Origin of the sequence: Ciceribacter sp. T2.26MG-112.2 (assembly GCF_900492205.1) — a bacterium.
In the GTDB taxonomy this organism is placed as follows: Bacteria; Pseudomonadota; Alphaproteobacteria; order Rhizobiales; family Rhizobiaceae; genus Allorhizobium; species Allorhizobium naphthalenivorans_A.
Map to the genome: position 1 here is coordinate 186185 of NZ_UEYQ01000004.1, position 15001 is coordinate 201185.

Sequence of the window (15001 nt, forward strand, 5' to 3'; positions counted from 1 at the left end):
ACTCTCGCATGACATGGTGCCAATCGGGAGGACGCAGATGGACCCTTTCATTCTCTATATCGGCAACAAGAACTATTCCTCCTGGTCGTTCCGTCCGTGGATGGCGCTGACGGGCTGCGGCATTCCCTTCGAGGAACGGCTGATCCCGTTCGATTTCGATGCCGGAAATCCAAAGTTCAAGGAAATCTCCCCGACCGGCCGCGTGCCGGTCCTGCACCACGGGAGCCTGCGGGTCTGGGAATCGCTTTCGATCATCGAATATGCGGCCGAGACCTTTCCCGATGCCGGCCTCTGGCCGACCGATAGCGGGGACCGGGCCATGGCCCGGTCGATCTCCATGGAGATGCTTTCGGGTTTCCGGGCACTGCGCGGTGCCTGCCCGATGAACCTGCGCCGCGAGGTCCGGGCGATCGACCTGCCCGAAGGTGTCGCGGAAGACGTGGCGCGCATCGAAACGATCTGGCGGGACATGCGCCGCCGCTCCGGCGGTCCGTTCCTTTTCGGTGCCTTCTCCGCCGCCGACGCAATGTATGCCCCTGTGGTCAACCGCTTCCGGGTTTATGATCTGGTCCGCCAGGCCGACACGCTCGATTACATGCAGGCGATGGAGAACCATCCCGCCTGGATCGGCTGGCGTGACGCGGCGCTTGCCGAGACCTGGATCGTCCCGGAGGACGAGGCCTGAGCGCGTCGTCGCCCAGGCGTCCTGAAAAAATTGAGCCGGGGACTGGTCAAAGCCCTGCGGGACATGTATAAGCGCGCCAAATTCCGAGATCGAGACAGGTGCTGTTCGGCTCATCCGGCCGCGGGATCCTGTTTTGCCCGTCATGTGGAGTAACTAAAATGGCTGTACCGAAAAGAAAAACAAGCCCGTCCAAGCGCGGTATGCGCCGCTCTGCAGACGCGCTGAAGGCTTCGTCCTACGTCGAAGACAAGAACTCCGGCGAACTTCGCCGTCCGCACCATATCGATCTGAAGACCGGTATGTACCGTGGCCGTCAGGTCCTGACGCCCAAGGAAGGCGCATAATTTCCGAATATTCGGATGACTTTTTTAAGGTCGGCCTTGTGCCGGCCTTTACTTTTTAGGGGTTCTGGCGGTTAAATCCGCGGGTCAGACGCCTGTTTCGCTGGCGCTTCACCTGCTGCTGACCGAGGGCCGCCATGTTTTCCGCCATTCCGTTGATGATCCTGCCGCTGGCGCTCTACAATCTGGCAATGCTCGGTCTATTCGGTTCCGGCGGGGTCGAAGTGCTCGACCAGCAATTGCTGTCGTTTGCCATGTTGTCCGGCGCGGTCTGGGCTCTTTCCGTCAGCGACGTGCTCATCCTGCTGTCGCTCGCCATTCTGTTCTTCGAGATCCTGAAGGCGACGATCAACGGCTCCGGCTCGCTGATCAACCACATGCTGTCCATGCTGGTCTTCATTGCCTTCCTGGTCGAATTCCTGCTGGTGCGCGGGGCAGCGACCCAGACATTCTTCATCCTGATGACCATCGCCTTCATTGATGTCGTCGGCGGCTTCGCGGTGTCGATCCGCTCGGCAGGCCGGGATGTTTCGATCGGCCTGTAGCCGGATTTACCTTTCAGGATGCAAGAAGGGCAGGAGTTTCCTCCTGCCCGCGACGGTTGATTGGCATCTTTCTTTGATGGCGTTCAGAGATTGTCGAGCTTGTTCTGCAGCGTGCGCAGCTGTTCCTTGAGCTCGTCGATGTCCTTTGCCTCGGCCTTCTTGGTCTCCTTCGGTTGCTGGGCGCCGAGGAAGGGCGAGAACATCTGCATCGCCTGGTGGAACATTTCGGTGTTGCGCTTGACCTGTTCTTCCATCAGCTGAATCGGCGCCTGCAGATTCTTGGTCAGCGGCGTCTCGCCGAAGGCCTTTGTCATCTGCTCGCGCATCTGAACCTGCTGCTCGGTGAAGGCCTTCATCGAATGCTCGAGGAAGCTCGGCACGACCATCTGCATCTGGTCGCCGTAATAGCTGATGAGCTGGCGCAGGAAGGAGATCGGCAGAAGCGTGTTGCCGGTCTTCGACTCCTGCTCGAAAATGATCTGGGTCAGGACTGAATGGGTGATGTCCTCGCCGGACTTTGCGTCCTGGACGGTGAACTCCTCGCCCTTCTTGACCATCTTGGCCAGGTCTTCCAGCGTCACATAGGTGCTGGTGCCCGTGTTGTAGAGGCGTCGATTGGCATATTTCTTTATGACGATCTCGCCGTCGGCTTTGGCCATATTCGTCTCCTAACCCCGTTGTTTTTGTGGATTTTTGCTCTTCCCGTGACAAGTGTAAGCGCAAATCGAGGGCGGTGACAATCTCTTTGTGCGATGCGGTACTCGCAATTGATGAAAGCCAAGAGGGTGCAACTAATGAACGAAACGACCGGCGTTCTTCCTGTTTGACTCCGGCCCAAAGCTTTGCCAGTTTCAAGTTCAAAGAAGCAGTCACCCGAGGAGGCGTCCATGAGCAGTTCATCCATCGTTATTGCGAGCGCAGCGCGCACACCGGTCGGCTCGTTCAATGGCGCCTTTGCCAATGTCGCAGCGCACGACCTGGGCGCCACGGCCATCAAGGCGGTGCTGGAGCGCGCCGGCGTCGACGCCAAGGAAGTGGACGAAGTCATTCTCGGCCAGGTTCTGTCCGCCGGCCAGGGCCAAAACCCTGCCCGTCAGGCCGCGATGAAGGCCGGCATTCCGCAGGAAGCAACCGCCTGGGGCATGAACCAGCTCTGCGGATCGGGACTTCGCGCCGTAGCGCTTGGGATGCAGCAGATTTCTGCCGGCGATGCGACGATCATCATCGCCGGCGGCCAGGAATCCATGTCGATGGCACCGCATTGCGCCCATCTGCGCGCCGGTACCAAGATGGGCGACATGAAGATGGTCGACACGATGATCAAGGATGGTCTGACCGACGCCTTCTACGGCTACCATATGGGCACGACCGCCGAAAACGTCGCCCGCCAGTTCCAGCTGACGCGCGACGAGCAGGATGCGTTTGCTCTCGCCTCGCAGAACAAGGCAGAGGCTGCGCAGGTCGCCGGCCGCTTCAAGGACGAGATTGTTCCGGTCGTGGTTCCGGGCCGCAAGGGCGATGTGACCGTCGATGCCGATGAATATATCCGCATCGGCGCGACGCTAGACAGCATGACCAAGCTCCGCCCGGCTTTCGACAAGGAAGGCACGGTCACCGCCGGCAACGCCTCGGGCATCAATGATGGTGCAGCGGCCGCGCTCCTGATGAGCGAGGCCGAGGCGCAGCGCCGCGGCATCACCCCGCTGGTGCGCATCGCCTCCTGGGCGACGGCCGGCGTCGATCCGCAGATCATGGGGACCGGCCCGATCCCGGCGTCGCGCAAGGCCTTGCAGAAGGCCGGCTGGAAGATTTCCGATCTCGATCTCGTCGAGGCCAACGAAGCTTTCGCCGCCCAGGCCTGCGCGGTCAACAAGGACCTCGGCTGGGATACCTCGATCGTCAACGTCAATGGTGGCGCGATCGCCATCGGTCATCCGATCGGCGCATCCGGCGCCCGCGTTCTCAATACGCTGGTGTTCGAAATGAAGCGCCGTGGCGCCAAGAAGGGCCTTGCCACGCTGTGCATCGGCGGTGGCATGGGGATTGCCATGTGCCTCGAGGCACTCTGAACCAAGGTCGCACCGACGCGGCCGTCGCCGCGCGGGCTTCCATCTGCTTGACATGAAACTGTCCTAACAACGGCTTCACAAGAAGAGTCGGTGGACGCTGGATTTTATTCTGTGAGGGGAGATCAGGACATGAGCAGAACAGCATTGGTGACGGGCGGAACCCGGGGCATCGGCGCGGCGATTTCGATCGCGCTCAAGGCCGCCGGCTATAAGGTGGCGGCGAATTATGCCGGCAATGACGAGAAGGCCAAGGCCTTCGAAGCCGAAACGGGGATCCGCGCCTTCAAGTGGGACGTTTCGAACTATCAGGCTTGCGCCGAGGGGATCGCCAAGGTCGAGGCCGAACTGGGACCGGTCGAGATCCTCGTCAACAATGCCGGCATCACGCGCGATGCCATGTTCCACAAGATGACGCCCGACCAATGGAACGAGGTGATCAACACCAACCTCACCGGCGTGTTCAACATGACCCATCCGGTCTGGTCCGGCATGCGTGACCGCAATTTCGGCCGCGTCATCACCATCTCGTCGATCAACGGTCAGAAGGGGCAGATGGGGCAGGCTAACTACTCGGCGGCCAAGGCCGGCGATCTCGGCATCACCAAGGCGCTCGCTCAGGAAGGTGCGGCCAAGGGGATCACGGTGAATGCGATCTGCCCCGGTTATATCGGCACGGAAATGGTGCGCGCCATTCCGGAAAAGGTGCTGAACGAGCGGATCATTCCGCAGATTCCGGTCGGACGTCTCGGCGAGCCGGAAGAAATCGCCCGGATCGTGGTGTTCCTTGCCTCCGACGATGCCGGTTTCATCACTGGGTCGACGATCTCGGCCAATGGCGGCCAGTTCTTCGTCTGAGGCCGCCTTCCGCATTCTGCAGCGGCCCCGCCAACAGGGGCCGCATTGCCATGGAGGTCCTGGTGCTGCCGTTCTGCCCAAATCTGCAGGACCTCGCTGTGGCGTTAAAGGATGCCTGGTCGTCCGGCACGTCGAGTAAGTGGACGCCGGAGAACCCCGCGAAGGGCCAGTGCAGCGTGACGTCTCTGGTCGTGCAGGATTTGTTCGGCGGGGAGATTCTCAAGACGCAGGTGCCGGGCGGCACGCATTTCTACAATCGCATCGGCAGCGCGCGTCTCGACCTGACGATCAGTCAGTTCGATCACTCCGTCACGTTTGACGACGCTCTCTCCAGCCGCGCCGAAGCCTTGGCGGATACAAGTCTCGAACAGTATTGCCTTTTGCGCCTAAGACTGGGGTCGATCGTTAACGCTGGATCCTTCCGCGAGGCGGAAGAGACTTAATATCCACCGTTTTCTATGGTTAACACTCTGTTATTCCACAATATCTTGTCGTGAACAAACCGGGAAGGCCGGCGCGTCACCGATTCGTCGCTGATTCGTTCCGTCTTTGATCGAAGTGTTAAAGAGGGCGCGCGGGTAAGCAGCAAAAAGCCGCCGGTGGGGGAGCCGGCGGCTTTCTGTCGAAGCGTCGCCGCTTAGCGGCAGCGTGCTTCGTAGGTGCGGCCGTAGCGATCGCGATAGACGCAATAGCCGGAGCGTTCCTGGGACTGGCCGATCAGGGCACCGGCGGCGCCGCCAACGACCGCGCCGACGGCTGCGCCGCCAACCGAGTTGGTGGCCACGCCACCGATCACGGCACCGGTTGCGGCGCCGACGCCGGCGCCTCGTTCAGTCGCGGTGCAGGAGGCGAGAGGTGCGATCAGCGCCAGGGCAATAAGGGTCTTTTTCATCATCATTTCCTTTTCGGTTGGGGTGTCGCTCAGATCCGGCCCATGAGCAGCAGGATGACAAGGATAAGCACAACGAGGCCAAGTCCACCGGACGGTCCATAGCCCCAGTTGCGGCTATAGCCCCAATTGGGGAGTGCGCCGATCAACAGCAGGATGACGATGACGATTAGAATTGTGCTCAACATGGATGCCCTCTCCAACTGGGAATGCGAAACTCGGTAGTCGTGTGCCCTCAACGTCGCCCGAAAGAAATTGTTCCAGGCCGGGTAATCGAATTGATGAAGCGCCCGTTGGTGTGTCATCGAACAGCGGGGCGAAGCGCTCCGCCCATCGGCCGCGAAGTGCCCTGGCAACGGACGAGTGAGGGTCGACGAAGCCGGCGATCACCTTGTCCATCTGCCGTTTCTGCTCGACCATGACCAGGTGGCCACAATCGCCGAACAGGACCGTTTGCGCCCGCGGCAGCAGTTTCGACAACCGCAATTGGTGCGCTGGAGGGACGATGCCGTCGTGGACGCCGACAAGGTTGAGCACCGGCAGTGTCATTTTCGGCAGATCCCCGAGGATCGACGTGCTCGACATGAAATGCACGCACGCCGCGACGTCCTCAGGGCGGGTTCGCAGCAGATGGCTGCGGACCATTTCCATCGCGTCTGCCGCCCGATCGTCCTCCCAGGGGCAGGATTTGTCATAGACGCACTCGATCGAGCCCCAGCGGAACTGTTCGCGGGTCGAGATCCAGCGCTTGAAGAAATGGCGAAAGACATAAGGGCCGACGCGCGGCACACGCAGCATGCGCGCGGCGAACCGCTCCTTGCCTTCGAAGCGTCCGCAGGCAAAGCCACCGAGCAGGATCACGGATCGCACCAGATCCGGGCGTCGCGCGGCGAGCAAGAGCGACAGGAAGCCGCCGGTCGAGTGACCGATCAGTGTGACCGGCTCACTGGCAAAATCCCGGCCGATCGCCTGGGCCATGGCTTCGACCACCTCGTCGGCGGTGATCGGCGTTCCCGGTTCGGGCAGCGACCAGGGATGATGTCCGGGGAGCGGATAGGCCACGGTGCGTCCGCGGCGGGTTACCTCGGGTGCAAAGACGGTCCAGAACGCAGGGGCCATCGCCATTCCATGCAGCAGCACGAAATTCTGGCCGGGCTTTTTGCTGATCCATTCGGCAGGCGGTGGAAGGAGTGTCATGTTTGTTCAACCTCGGACCCGGTAACGCCCAACCCGGCCAAAGAGTTCCGGCACGGTTGCGATCGGACCGATGCTGACCTGCGCGGCAAGCAATTGATCCGATTCAGCATTTGGTGCCGCCTGGCGAATGGCCGTCGAGATCTAGGCGTGAACAAATGCTGAATCGGCACGAGTCAGCGATTCGTCGCCGATTCGTTCCCACCCTGTTCCCTGGGCAGATATTCACCCCGATTGCAGGTATCGTATCCCGCATTTCCGTTCGGTGAGGTGCGGGAATCGGGGTCTCCCGTCAGGTGCGTCTTGCCTTTGCCGTCAATCGTCGCCATGTGTGGCAAGCTCGCCGAACGCCGCAATGCGGTGTCGATGATCCCTTGCAGCGCGGAGCCGTCCTTGAATTCGCAACCCATGATCCTGAGCGGCCGCGGCGTCACTGCCGTGCTGGGGCCGACCAATACGGGGAAGACCCATTTCGCCATCGATCGGATGGTGGCGCATGGCTCGGGCATCATCGGCCTTCCGCTGCGCCTGTTGGCGCGCGAGGTCTATGGCCGGCTGGTCGACCGGGTCGGCGCATCGCAGGTCGCACTGGTCACCGGCGAAGAGAAGATCGCGCCACCCGGCGCGCGCTTTTCCGTCTGCACGGTGGAGGCCATGCCGCGCGAGACGAAGGCGTCGTTCGTGGCAATCGACGAGATCCAACTGGCGGGCGATCTCGAGCGCGGCCACATCTTCACCGACCGATTGCTTCATCTGCGCGGACGAGACGAGACGCTGCTGCTCGGCTCGGCGACGATGAAGCCCATTCTCCTGCAACTGCTGCCCGGCATCACCGTTGTCGAGCGGCCCCGGCTTTCGCAGCTTTTCTATGCCGGCCAGAAGAAGATCACCCGACTGCCGCAGCGCACAGCGATTGTCGCCTTCTCGGCCGACGAGGTCTATGCGATCGCCGAGCTGATCCGCCGCCAGCGCGGCGGCGCGGCCGTGGTTTTAGGTGCACTCAGCCCGCGTACGCGCAATGCGCAGGTCGCTCTCTACCAGGAGGGTGATGTCGAATACCTGGTGGCGACCGATGCGATCGGCATGGGTCTCAACCTGGATGTCGACCACGTCGCCTTCGCCCAGGATCGCAAGTTCGACGGCTATCAGTTCCGCAATCTCAATCCCGGAGAACTCGGCCAGATTGCCGGCCGTGCCGGCCGTCATCTGAAGGACGGCACCTTCGGCGTGACGGGCCGCGTGGATCCGTTCGAAGAAGAGATGGTCGAGAGACTGCAAGGCCATGAATTCGATAGCGTGAAAGTGCTGCAATGGCGCACCGCCCGGTTCGATTTCTCCTCGATCCCGGCTTTGCTGCGTAGCCTCGAGGCGGGTCCGAGGGTGGACGGATTGACCAAGGCCTTGCCTGCCATCGACCAGCAGGCCCTGGAATTTCTGGCGCGCTATCCGGAGGTGAGAGACCTCGCCGATACACCGGCGCGTGTCGAGAGGTTGTGGGAAGCCTGTGCATTGCCCGATTATCGGCGCATCACGCCTGCCCAGCATGCCGACCTGATCCAAAGCCTGTTCTTCGACCTCGTGCGCCATGGGGCGGTCAACGAGGACTTCATGGCCGAACAGGTGCGCCGGGCGGACCGGACCGACGGCGAAATCGATACTTTGTCCGCACGGATTGCCCAAATCCGCACATGGACTTATGTATCGAACCGGCCGGGTTGGCTTGCCGATCCGACACACTGGCAAGAAAAGACGCGGGAAATCGAAGACCGATTGTCTGATGCGCTACATGAACGGTTGACGAAACGGTTTGTTGATCGCAGGACATCTGTGCTCATGAAGCGCTTGAGAGAGAATGCGATGTTGGAAGCTGAAATCAGTGTAAACGGCGATGTCTTCGTGGAAGGACATCATATGGGACAACTCGCCGGTTTCCGGTTCACGCCGATATCGGGCATGGAAGGGTCTGACGCGAAGGCTGTCGAGGCCGCCGCGCATCGTGCGCTTGGGCTCGAATTCGAAGCCCGGGCCGCACGTCTGCATGCTGCCGGCAACAGCGATCTGGCGATCAGCGCGGATGGTCTGGTGCGTTGGCTCGGCGATCCGGTGGCCAAGCTTGTCGGCGCGGACCATATGCTGCATCCCCGCGTGATCCTGCTGGCCGACGAACAACTGACCGGTGCCGCCCGCGACCACGTGGTGGCTCGCATCGAGCGCTTCGTCAATCATCACATCTCGACGATCCTCAAGCCGCTCGATGATCTCTCCCGCGCCGAGGACCTGCAAGGTCTTGCCAAGGGTCTTGCCTATCAGCTGGTCGAGAATCTTGGCGTGCTGTTTCGCCGTGACGTCTCGGACGACGTCAAGTCGCTCGACCAGGATGCGCGCGCTTCGATGCGCCGCTATGGCGTGCGCTTCGGTGCCTATCACATCTTCATGCCGGCGCTCTTGAAGCCGGCTCCGGCCGAGCTGATCACCCTTCTTTGGGCACTGAAGAACGACGGCCTCGACAAGCCGGGCTATGGCGATCTCATTCCGGTGCTCGCTGCCGGCCGTACCTCGGTGGTCACCGATCCGGGCTTCGAGCGCATGTTCTACAAGCTGGCCGGCTTCCGCTTCCTCGGAAAGCGCGCCGTGCGCATCGACATTCTCGAGCGTCTCGCCGACCTTATCCGCCCGCTCCTACAGTGGAAGCCGGGCTCGCCGCAACGCCCGGATGGTGCCTATGACGGACGCCGTTTCACCACGACGACGGCGATGCTGTCCATTCTCGGCGCCACGCCGGACGACATGGAAGAGATCCTCAAGGGTCTCGGCTATCGCGCCGACAGCGTAACCGCCGAGGAAGCCGAGGCGTTTCTTGCCGCCCAGGCGGGTTCTTCGGCGCCTGCAGAGGAAAAGACCGCAGAAGCCGGCGAAGTCTCCGGCGAGAACGGTGTGGCTGAAGCCGCTGACGAAGACGCCGCCTCGGCGGAAAGTGACACTGGCGAAGTACCCGGCGTCGCGCAGCCGGTTGGCGAGGAGGGAACAGCTCCGGCCGAAGCCGCCGTTGCTCCCGTGGACGAAGCTGCAGTCTCCGGCGAGCCCGCGACGGAAGAGACCGTCGCTGCCGAACCGAAGCCTGTGCTGTTGTGGCGTCCGGGCGGCCGTGCCGACAACCAGCGCGGCGCGCGCCCGGCGGGCGATCGTCAACGCCAGGGCAATCGGGGCCCCAACCGTGCGCCCGCCGAGGGGCAGGGCGAAGGCAAGCGGGACGAGCGGCGCCGTGACGGCGAGGGCGGCAGGGGCCGCGACAGGGACGGCGGCCGTGGCGGCTCCGGCCCCAAGGGGGATCGTTCGGAGCGCCAGGATCGCGGCGAGCGCAAGGATCGGCCCAACAGCCGGCCGGACCGCGACGCAAAGGCGCAGTCCGCCCGTTTCGAGGCAAAGCCGCCGCGCAAGGAAAAGCCGATCGATCCGGATTCACCCTTTGCCAAGCTTGCCGCGCTCAAGGAGCAGATGAAGAAGTAACATGGTCGACAAACAGCCACCGAGCGGTTCGCGCCAGCGCATCGACAAGTGGCTGTTCTTCGCCCGCGTTACGAAATCGCGCTCGCTCGCGCAGGAGCGTGTGTCGGGTGGCCATGTCAGGATCAATGGACAAATCGTCCGTCAATCCAGCCACTTGATCGGACCGGGCGATCGCATCGAGGTTGCGCTGCAAAAGCGTGACATCGTGCTTCTGGTGGCAAAGCCGGGGGAACGCCGTGGGCCATTCGAGCAGGCCCGTCTGCTCTATGAGGACATCACGCCACCGCCGAGCGAAGAAGACAAGCTGGGGCCGCTCGAGCAGGCCGCGCGCCTGCCTGGGTCAGGGCGCCCGACCAAGAAGGAGAGGCGGGCGATCGATCGGCTGCAACCTGGCGAACCTTGGTCAGACGATTAGAAAACTGTGCGCGGCCGGGACTATTTTCAGAACTGTTTATCCTTGCTATAGCCCGGATAACACAGTAGCTCACATCCCTGTTCAGCAGAATCCAACGCGGTCCGTCAGTCGTTTGGCCCGTGCCGCGATGGATGGGAAATGAGCTGGAGCCGAATTTCGTCCGCGCAGAAACGAGACCCTGGAGTGCCGCATGACTTATATAGTCACTGACAATTGTATCCGCTGCAAGTATACCGATTGCGTCGAGGTCTGCCCGGTCGACTGTTTCTACGAAGGTGAGAATTTCCTCGTCATCCATCCCGACGAGTGTATCGATTGTGGTGTGTGCGAGCCGGAATGTCCGGCCGAGGCGATCAAGCCGGATACGGAACCGGGTCTCGACAAGTGGCTACAGATCAATACGGACTATGCCAAGATCTGGCCGAATATCACCGTCAGGCGGGATCCTTTGCCCGAGGCCAAGGAGATGGACGGCGTGCCCGGAAAGTTCGAGAAGTTCTTTTCGACGAAGCCCGGTAGCGGGGATTGATCCCCGATCGACCGTGTCGCGTGGCAGGGACGAGCTGGGCCGGATAGGGTGACGCGAAGCGCCCGTTACCGGTCGGGATCGGTCGCGTTGTGGCAGTGCGGCAGTAAAATATTGATTTCCTCATATTTTTGTGGTAGCAAGATAGAACTGTTCCACTTCGCGGCATTGGTGTGCCCTGAACCATCACGAAAGCAAACCCATCGTCCAACGCGGTTACCGTGGCATTAGCGATCTGTGCGATCGCATTGCTGTTGCGACGATTGGGGTGTTTTGCGTGGCGGGCTGGACCAGGATGAAGTGACCCGACGGTTTCCCCCGTCTCATCCGGGCCTGACCGACCCGGCACCGGCCTGATCGCCGGGAGCATAACAGGGAGTTTTTGAAACGAATGACGACCCAGCAGAAAAAATCTTCGACGCGCCAAGGCTTCAAGACCGGCGAATCGATCGTCTATCCGGCACATGGTGTCGGTATCATCACCGCCATCGAAGAGCAAGAAGTGGCCGGCATGAAGCTCGAGCTTTTCGTGATCGACTTCGAGAAGGACAAGATGCGCCTCAAGGTTCCGGTCGGCAAGGCCGTGAGCATCGGCATGCGCAAGCTTTCCGAAAGTGATTTCGTCGAGCGTGCCCTGAAGGTCGTTCAGGGCAAGGCGCGCGTCAAGCGTACCATGTGGTCGCGCCGTGCCCAGGAATATGACGCGAAGATCAATTCCGGCGACCTGATCTCGATCGCCGAAGTGGTTCGTGATCTCTTCCGCGCCGAGAACCAGCCCGAGCAGTCCTATTCCGAGCGCCAGCTCTATGAAGCGGCCCTCGACCGAATGGCGCGTGAGATCGCCGCCGTCAACAAGATGTCCGAGACCGAGGCCGTTCGCCTGGTTGAGGTCAATCTCGCCAAGGGCCCAAAGCGCGGCAAGGGCGTTGAAGAGGATGATGCGCAGGAGGAGGCCGCTTAAGGCTTCTCTCGGCGAAATAACAACCTTCTTTACGTTAAAAGCCTCCGGTCGATGACCGGAGGCTTTTTCGTTTGGACAGCGAGAAAGGGATCGACCGGCTCAGGCGCGGTCGCGGATATTGTAGTAGACGAGCGTCGCCATGCCCCAGGCGAACATCCCGGCCAGAAAGACCATAAGCGCATAGAGGAGGCGCTGCGGGTACTGGGCCATCTGCGACAGTGTCGGCTCGATGAAGACTGCCAGATAACGCTGCTTGCCAGTCGCATCCATGCGGGCCTTTTCCAGTGAGGCAAGAGCCGCGGCATAGGTGCGTTCGCCGAATTCGCGTTCGAGTTCGAGCTTCTCGTAGAGCTGCAGGCGCCCGGACACGTCAGACCCGACCAGATCCTGCGTGGTCCGTGCAGTCTTGGCATCCGTCGTGCCGCTGCCGAGGCGCTGTTTCTCCGCTTCAATGCGCGACGCCAGCGCGGAAATCTGGCTCTTGATCACGCGAATGCGCGGTGTATCCTCCGCCATCTGCGAGCGGGCGACCTCCAGGTCCGCATTGAGCTTCGCGAGTTCCTGCTCCATGCCGGCTACGAGTTTAACCGCGAGCTTCGCGCCCTCGACGGGGTCGACGTCCTGCGAAACGTCGCGGAACTCCCGTAATGCCATGCGGGCATCCGTTAGACGCTGTTCGGCGATGCTGATTTCCTGCCGGGCGAGCTTCAGGGATTCTTCGTGCGCCTTGTCCGACAGTTCGTTGATCAGCTGCTCGGATTTGGCCAGGATGTACCCTGCAATCTCCTGGGCCTGCTGCGGTGTGAAAGCCTTGACCTGAAGCTGGAGGATGCCGGACGAATGGTCGAAATTCACGGTGACCATCTTGCGCCAATAGTTAAGCTTGTCTTCGACCGGTAGACCGGCCGCCAGACCGAAGAAATAGTCGGCGCCGCGAGGCGCATAAACGGTATCCAGGTCGAACCGGGAATCGACGTCTTCAAGCATCCGCTCGCTGAGCAGATAGTCGATCAGGATGTAGGAATCGGCCACCGTGCTGGTCGCCGTGGTTTGCGTGAACATTCCCATGATGTCCGACGCGCCGATGGCCGAGCTTATGCTTCGGACGGCGAAGGAGGAGGAACTATGGTACTGGTCCTGGGCGACGAAGGCGAGATAGAGCGACGCCAGTGTGGTGGGAATGGCGACCAGGGCTGTGAAGCCAGCGATGATGACGAGGTGTCGGATCTTCAGGACCGACATGTTTCGCTTCGATCGGACTGCGCGCGCCTTTTTCTTGCTCTCGTCCAGCAGGCCTTCAAGTATCCGCACATTCGGATGCTGTTTCGGCTTGGCTGCCGCGGCATCCAGTTTCGGCGGCGTGATCTTGGCGCCGGCCGCGTTCTCGGGATTTGCCATGGTGTCAGCTATCCTTCATGTTCTTGTCGTGGGCGCGGATCGCATCCTCAACGTCATCGAAATAAGTCAGTTTGCCTTTTTCAAGCACGATACCGCAGTCGCAATATTCCCGGATCGTTGCCGTGCTGTGCGATACCATGACAACATCGGAATCGACGAGGCGGGTTTGGAATACCTCACTGCATTTCTTTTTGAAATTGGCATCGCCCACCGCAGTAATTTCATCGACCAGATAATAGTCGAAACTCACACCCATACTCAAGCCGAACGCCAGACGTGCCTTCATGCCGGATGAATAGGTCGCCACTGGCGATCGGAAGAACGCGCCAAGCTCGGCGAATTCGGCGACATAGTCTATCAGTTTGTCGGAATCGACACCGTAAATCCGTGCCACGAAACGCACATTCTGCTCGCCAGTCAGGTTGCCCTGGAAGCTCCCCTGGAAGCCGAGAGGCCAAGATATGTTCCCCTCGCGGACAATTCGGCCGGCATCGAGTCGGATCGTGCCGGCGAAGAGGCGCAGAAGGGTCGACTTCCCGGCGCCGTTTCGGCCAAGCAGTCCGACGCTGCGACCGCGCTTGAGGACCAGGGAAACGCCGTCAAGAATCGGTTTTCTGGTGCCGCGTGCATACACAAATTTGGAAGCCTGCTCTAACCTGATCATTCGTTACGTAGCGTCCTGGTGGAAAACGTGAACAGAATCATACCGGCAAACAATGCACAAAACACCCAGCTATAGAGATATTCCGGACTGAAACTCGTGGCGCGATATTCCGGATAAAAGCCTCGCCGGAAGAGTGTCACCACATGGATGACCGGATTCAGCAGAATGATCTCCCTAAAGGGGTTCGGCAAAGCCTCGGGGAGAAACACAACCCCCGACAACAGGAAGAGCGGGCGGCTGACGATATGAAACACGCTCTCGTAAAGCGGGTATTTCAAGAACAGCACCGTATTGACCAAGCTGGCTCCCAGCGCGAGGAGACTTCCCAGCAGCGCAGCTTCGATGATGAATCCCCATGCGGGCCGGAGGGGGGTGTGAAGCGTGCCGCCGATGACGGAAAATACGATCACGCCGACCAGGATCGTGGTGCCCATCTGAAGAATATAGCGGGCGACCACCGTATCGATCGGCGCCACATTCGGGTAGCTCAGCAACGATTTGTTGGCCTTCAACGCGCCACTCACTTGACTAAGAGTCGCCAGATAGAATTGAAAGCCGATATAGCCGGTGGCGAAGAACAGTGGGAAACTGGACCCCAGCGGCGGTGCGTGCGCGATCGCGCTGAAAATTACGGTCATCAGCATGACGTGAGCAGCGGGGTCGAGGAGTGCCCATATATAGCCACCGGGCTTGTTTCCGAATCGTGCAGACATCTCGCGCATCAACAGTGCAGCAACGATCCTGAGATGTGTCTTTATATACACGATTGCTCCTGCAGATCCCGAAACGCTCGACCTAGGTCGCTTGCGAGACCACGTGTCTCATACGGGTGGACTATCCATCATGCCTTTGTGGCAAAATAGGGCTCGCCGAGCGTATTGCTGCACTTCGAGGCTTCTCGCAAGTCTTCTTTGTGCCGCCGAGTTCGCGATCTATAACCAGGCCTGCTTCG

The 15001-nt window shown here is 60.8% G+C and carries 17 protein-coding genes; 10 read left to right on the top strand and 7 right to left on the bottom strand.

Annotated elements, in window-relative coordinates; all coding sequences use genetic code 11:
* Positions 1–37 precede the first annotated feature (37 nt).
* From DYZ14_RS08755 to DYZ14_RS08765, 3 genes are all read left to right on the top strand, one after another.
* Complete coding sequence (locus tag DYZ14_RS08755) at positions 38–685, top strand: glutathione S-transferase family protein (RefSeq protein ID WP_154720311.1); 648 nt, start codon at positions 38–40, stop codon at positions 683–685.
* A gap of 158 nt (positions 686–843) precedes the next feature.
* Positions 844–1029: a 50S ribosomal protein L32 gene (rpmF, locus tag DYZ14_RS08760; protein ID WP_154720312.1), complete on the top strand. Its 186-nt coding sequence runs from the start codon at positions 844–846 to the stop codon at positions 1027–1029.
* 134 nt (positions 1030–1163) lie between these two features.
* Entirely contained in the window at positions 1164–1571 is a 408-nt protein-coding gene (locus DYZ14_RS08765; protein WP_154720313.1) for a hypothetical protein, read from the top strand.
* Between the two features lie 83 nt (positions 1572–1654).
* Here DYZ14_RS08765 and phaR read toward each other — a convergent pair whose 3' ends face one another.
* Complete coding sequence (gene phaR / locus DYZ14_RS08770; protein WP_154720314.1) at positions 1655–2230, bottom strand: polyhydroxyalkanoate synthesis repressor PhaR; 576 nt, start codon at positions 2228–2230, stop codon at positions 1655–1657.
* A 228-nt stretch (positions 2231–2458) separates the two neighbouring features.
* On the opposite strand from phaR, the gene DYZ14_RS08775 reads away from it, so the two are divergent.
* The 3 genes from DYZ14_RS08775 (at position 2459) to DYZ14_RS08785 (ending at position 4938) form a co-directional block, all read left to right on the top strand.
* Positions 2459–3640, top strand: a complete 1182-nt coding sequence (locus DYZ14_RS08775) for an acetyl-CoA C-acetyltransferase (protein ID WP_154720315.1) — start codon at positions 2459–2461, stop codon at positions 3638–3640.
* Positions 3641–3769: 129 nt separating this feature from the next.
* Positions 3770–4495 (top strand): beta-ketoacyl-ACP reductase, encoded by a 726-nt coding sequence (locus DYZ14_RS08780; protein WP_154720316.1) that lies wholly within the window; start codon positions 3770–3772, stop codon positions 4493–4495.
* 50 nt (positions 4496–4545) lie between these two features.
* Positions 4546–4938 carry a YunG family protein gene (locus DYZ14_RS08785; RefSeq protein ID WP_154720317.1) on the top strand — a complete coding sequence of 131 codons (393 nt, stop codon included), beginning with the start codon at positions 4546–4548 and terminating at the stop codon, positions 4936–4938.
* A 194-nt stretch (positions 4939–5132) separates the two neighbouring features.
* On the opposite strand, the gene DYZ14_RS08790 is transcribed toward DYZ14_RS08785, so the two are convergent.
* The 3 genes from DYZ14_RS08790 to DYZ14_RS08800 are packed head-to-tail and all read right to left on the bottom strand — an operon-like array spanning position 5133 to position 6581.
* On the bottom strand, positions 5133–5390 hold the full coding sequence (locus tag DYZ14_RS08790) for a glycine zipper domain-containing protein (protein WP_181903999.1): 258 nt from the start codon (positions 5388–5390) through the stop codon (positions 5133–5135).
* A 26-nt stretch (positions 5391–5416) separates the two neighbouring features.
* Positions 5417–5572, bottom strand: coding sequence for a DUF3309 family protein (locus DYZ14_RS08795; RefSeq protein WP_115670414.1), 156 nt, complete (start codon positions 5570–5572; stop codon positions 5417–5419).
* Positions 5502–6581: an alpha/beta fold hydrolase gene (locus DYZ14_RS08800; RefSeq protein ID WP_154720318.1), complete on the bottom strand. Its 1080-nt coding sequence runs from the start codon at positions 6579–6581 to the stop codon at positions 5502–5504. The genes DYZ14_RS08795 and DYZ14_RS08800 overlap by 71 nt, the downstream gene beginning before the upstream one ends.
* Positions 6582–6944: 363 nt before the next feature.
* Here DYZ14_RS08800 and DYZ14_RS08805 point away from each other — a divergent pair, with 363 nt between their 5' ends.
* The 4 genes from DYZ14_RS08805 to DYZ14_RS08820 all read left to right on the top strand — a co-directional run bounded on the left by DYZ14_RS08805 (position 6945) and on the right by DYZ14_RS08820 (position 11987).
* On the top strand, positions 6945–10085 hold the full coding sequence (locus tag DYZ14_RS08805) for a helicase-related protein (protein ID WP_154720472.1): 3141 nt from the start codon (positions 6945–6947) through the stop codon (positions 10083–10085).
* Position 10086: 1 nt separating this feature from the next.
* Positions 10087–10500, top strand: coding sequence for an RNA-binding S4 domain-containing protein (locus DYZ14_RS08810; protein ID WP_154720319.1), 414 nt, complete (start codon positions 10087–10089; stop codon positions 10498–10500).
* 190 nt (positions 10501–10690) lie between these two features.
* On the top strand, positions 10691–11029 hold the full coding sequence (gene fdxA / locus DYZ14_RS08815; protein WP_115670411.1) for a ferredoxin FdxA: 339 nt from the start codon (positions 10691–10693) through the stop codon (positions 11027–11029).
* Between the two features lie 388 nt (positions 11030–11417).
* Positions 11418–11987 (top strand): CarD family transcriptional regulator, encoded by a 570-nt coding sequence (locus DYZ14_RS08820; protein WP_115670410.1) that lies wholly within the window; start codon positions 11418–11420, stop codon positions 11985–11987.
* 99 nt (positions 11988–12086) lie between these two features.
* Here DYZ14_RS08820 and DYZ14_RS08825 read toward each other — a convergent pair whose 3' ends face one another.
* Genes DYZ14_RS08825 through DYZ14_RS08835 form a run of 3 tightly spaced genes read right to left on the bottom strand, consistent with a single transcriptional unit; the run spans position 12087 to position 14816 of the window.
* On the bottom strand, positions 12087–13385 hold the full coding sequence (locus tag DYZ14_RS08825; protein ID WP_154720320.1) for an RkpR, polysaccharide export protein: 1299 nt from the start codon (positions 13383–13385) through the stop codon (positions 12087–12089).
* 4 nt (positions 13386–13389) lie between these two features.
* Entirely contained in the window at positions 13390–14049 is a 660-nt protein-coding gene (locus DYZ14_RS08830; RefSeq protein ID WP_154720321.1) for an ABC transporter ATP-binding protein, read from the bottom strand.
* Positions 14046–14816, bottom strand: a complete 771-nt coding sequence (locus tag DYZ14_RS08835) for an ABC transporter permease (RefSeq protein ID WP_154720322.1) — start codon at positions 14814–14816, stop codon at positions 14046–14048. The genes DYZ14_RS08830 and DYZ14_RS08835 overlap by 4 nt, the downstream gene beginning before the upstream one ends.
* Positions 14817–15001: the final 185 nt, after the last annotated feature.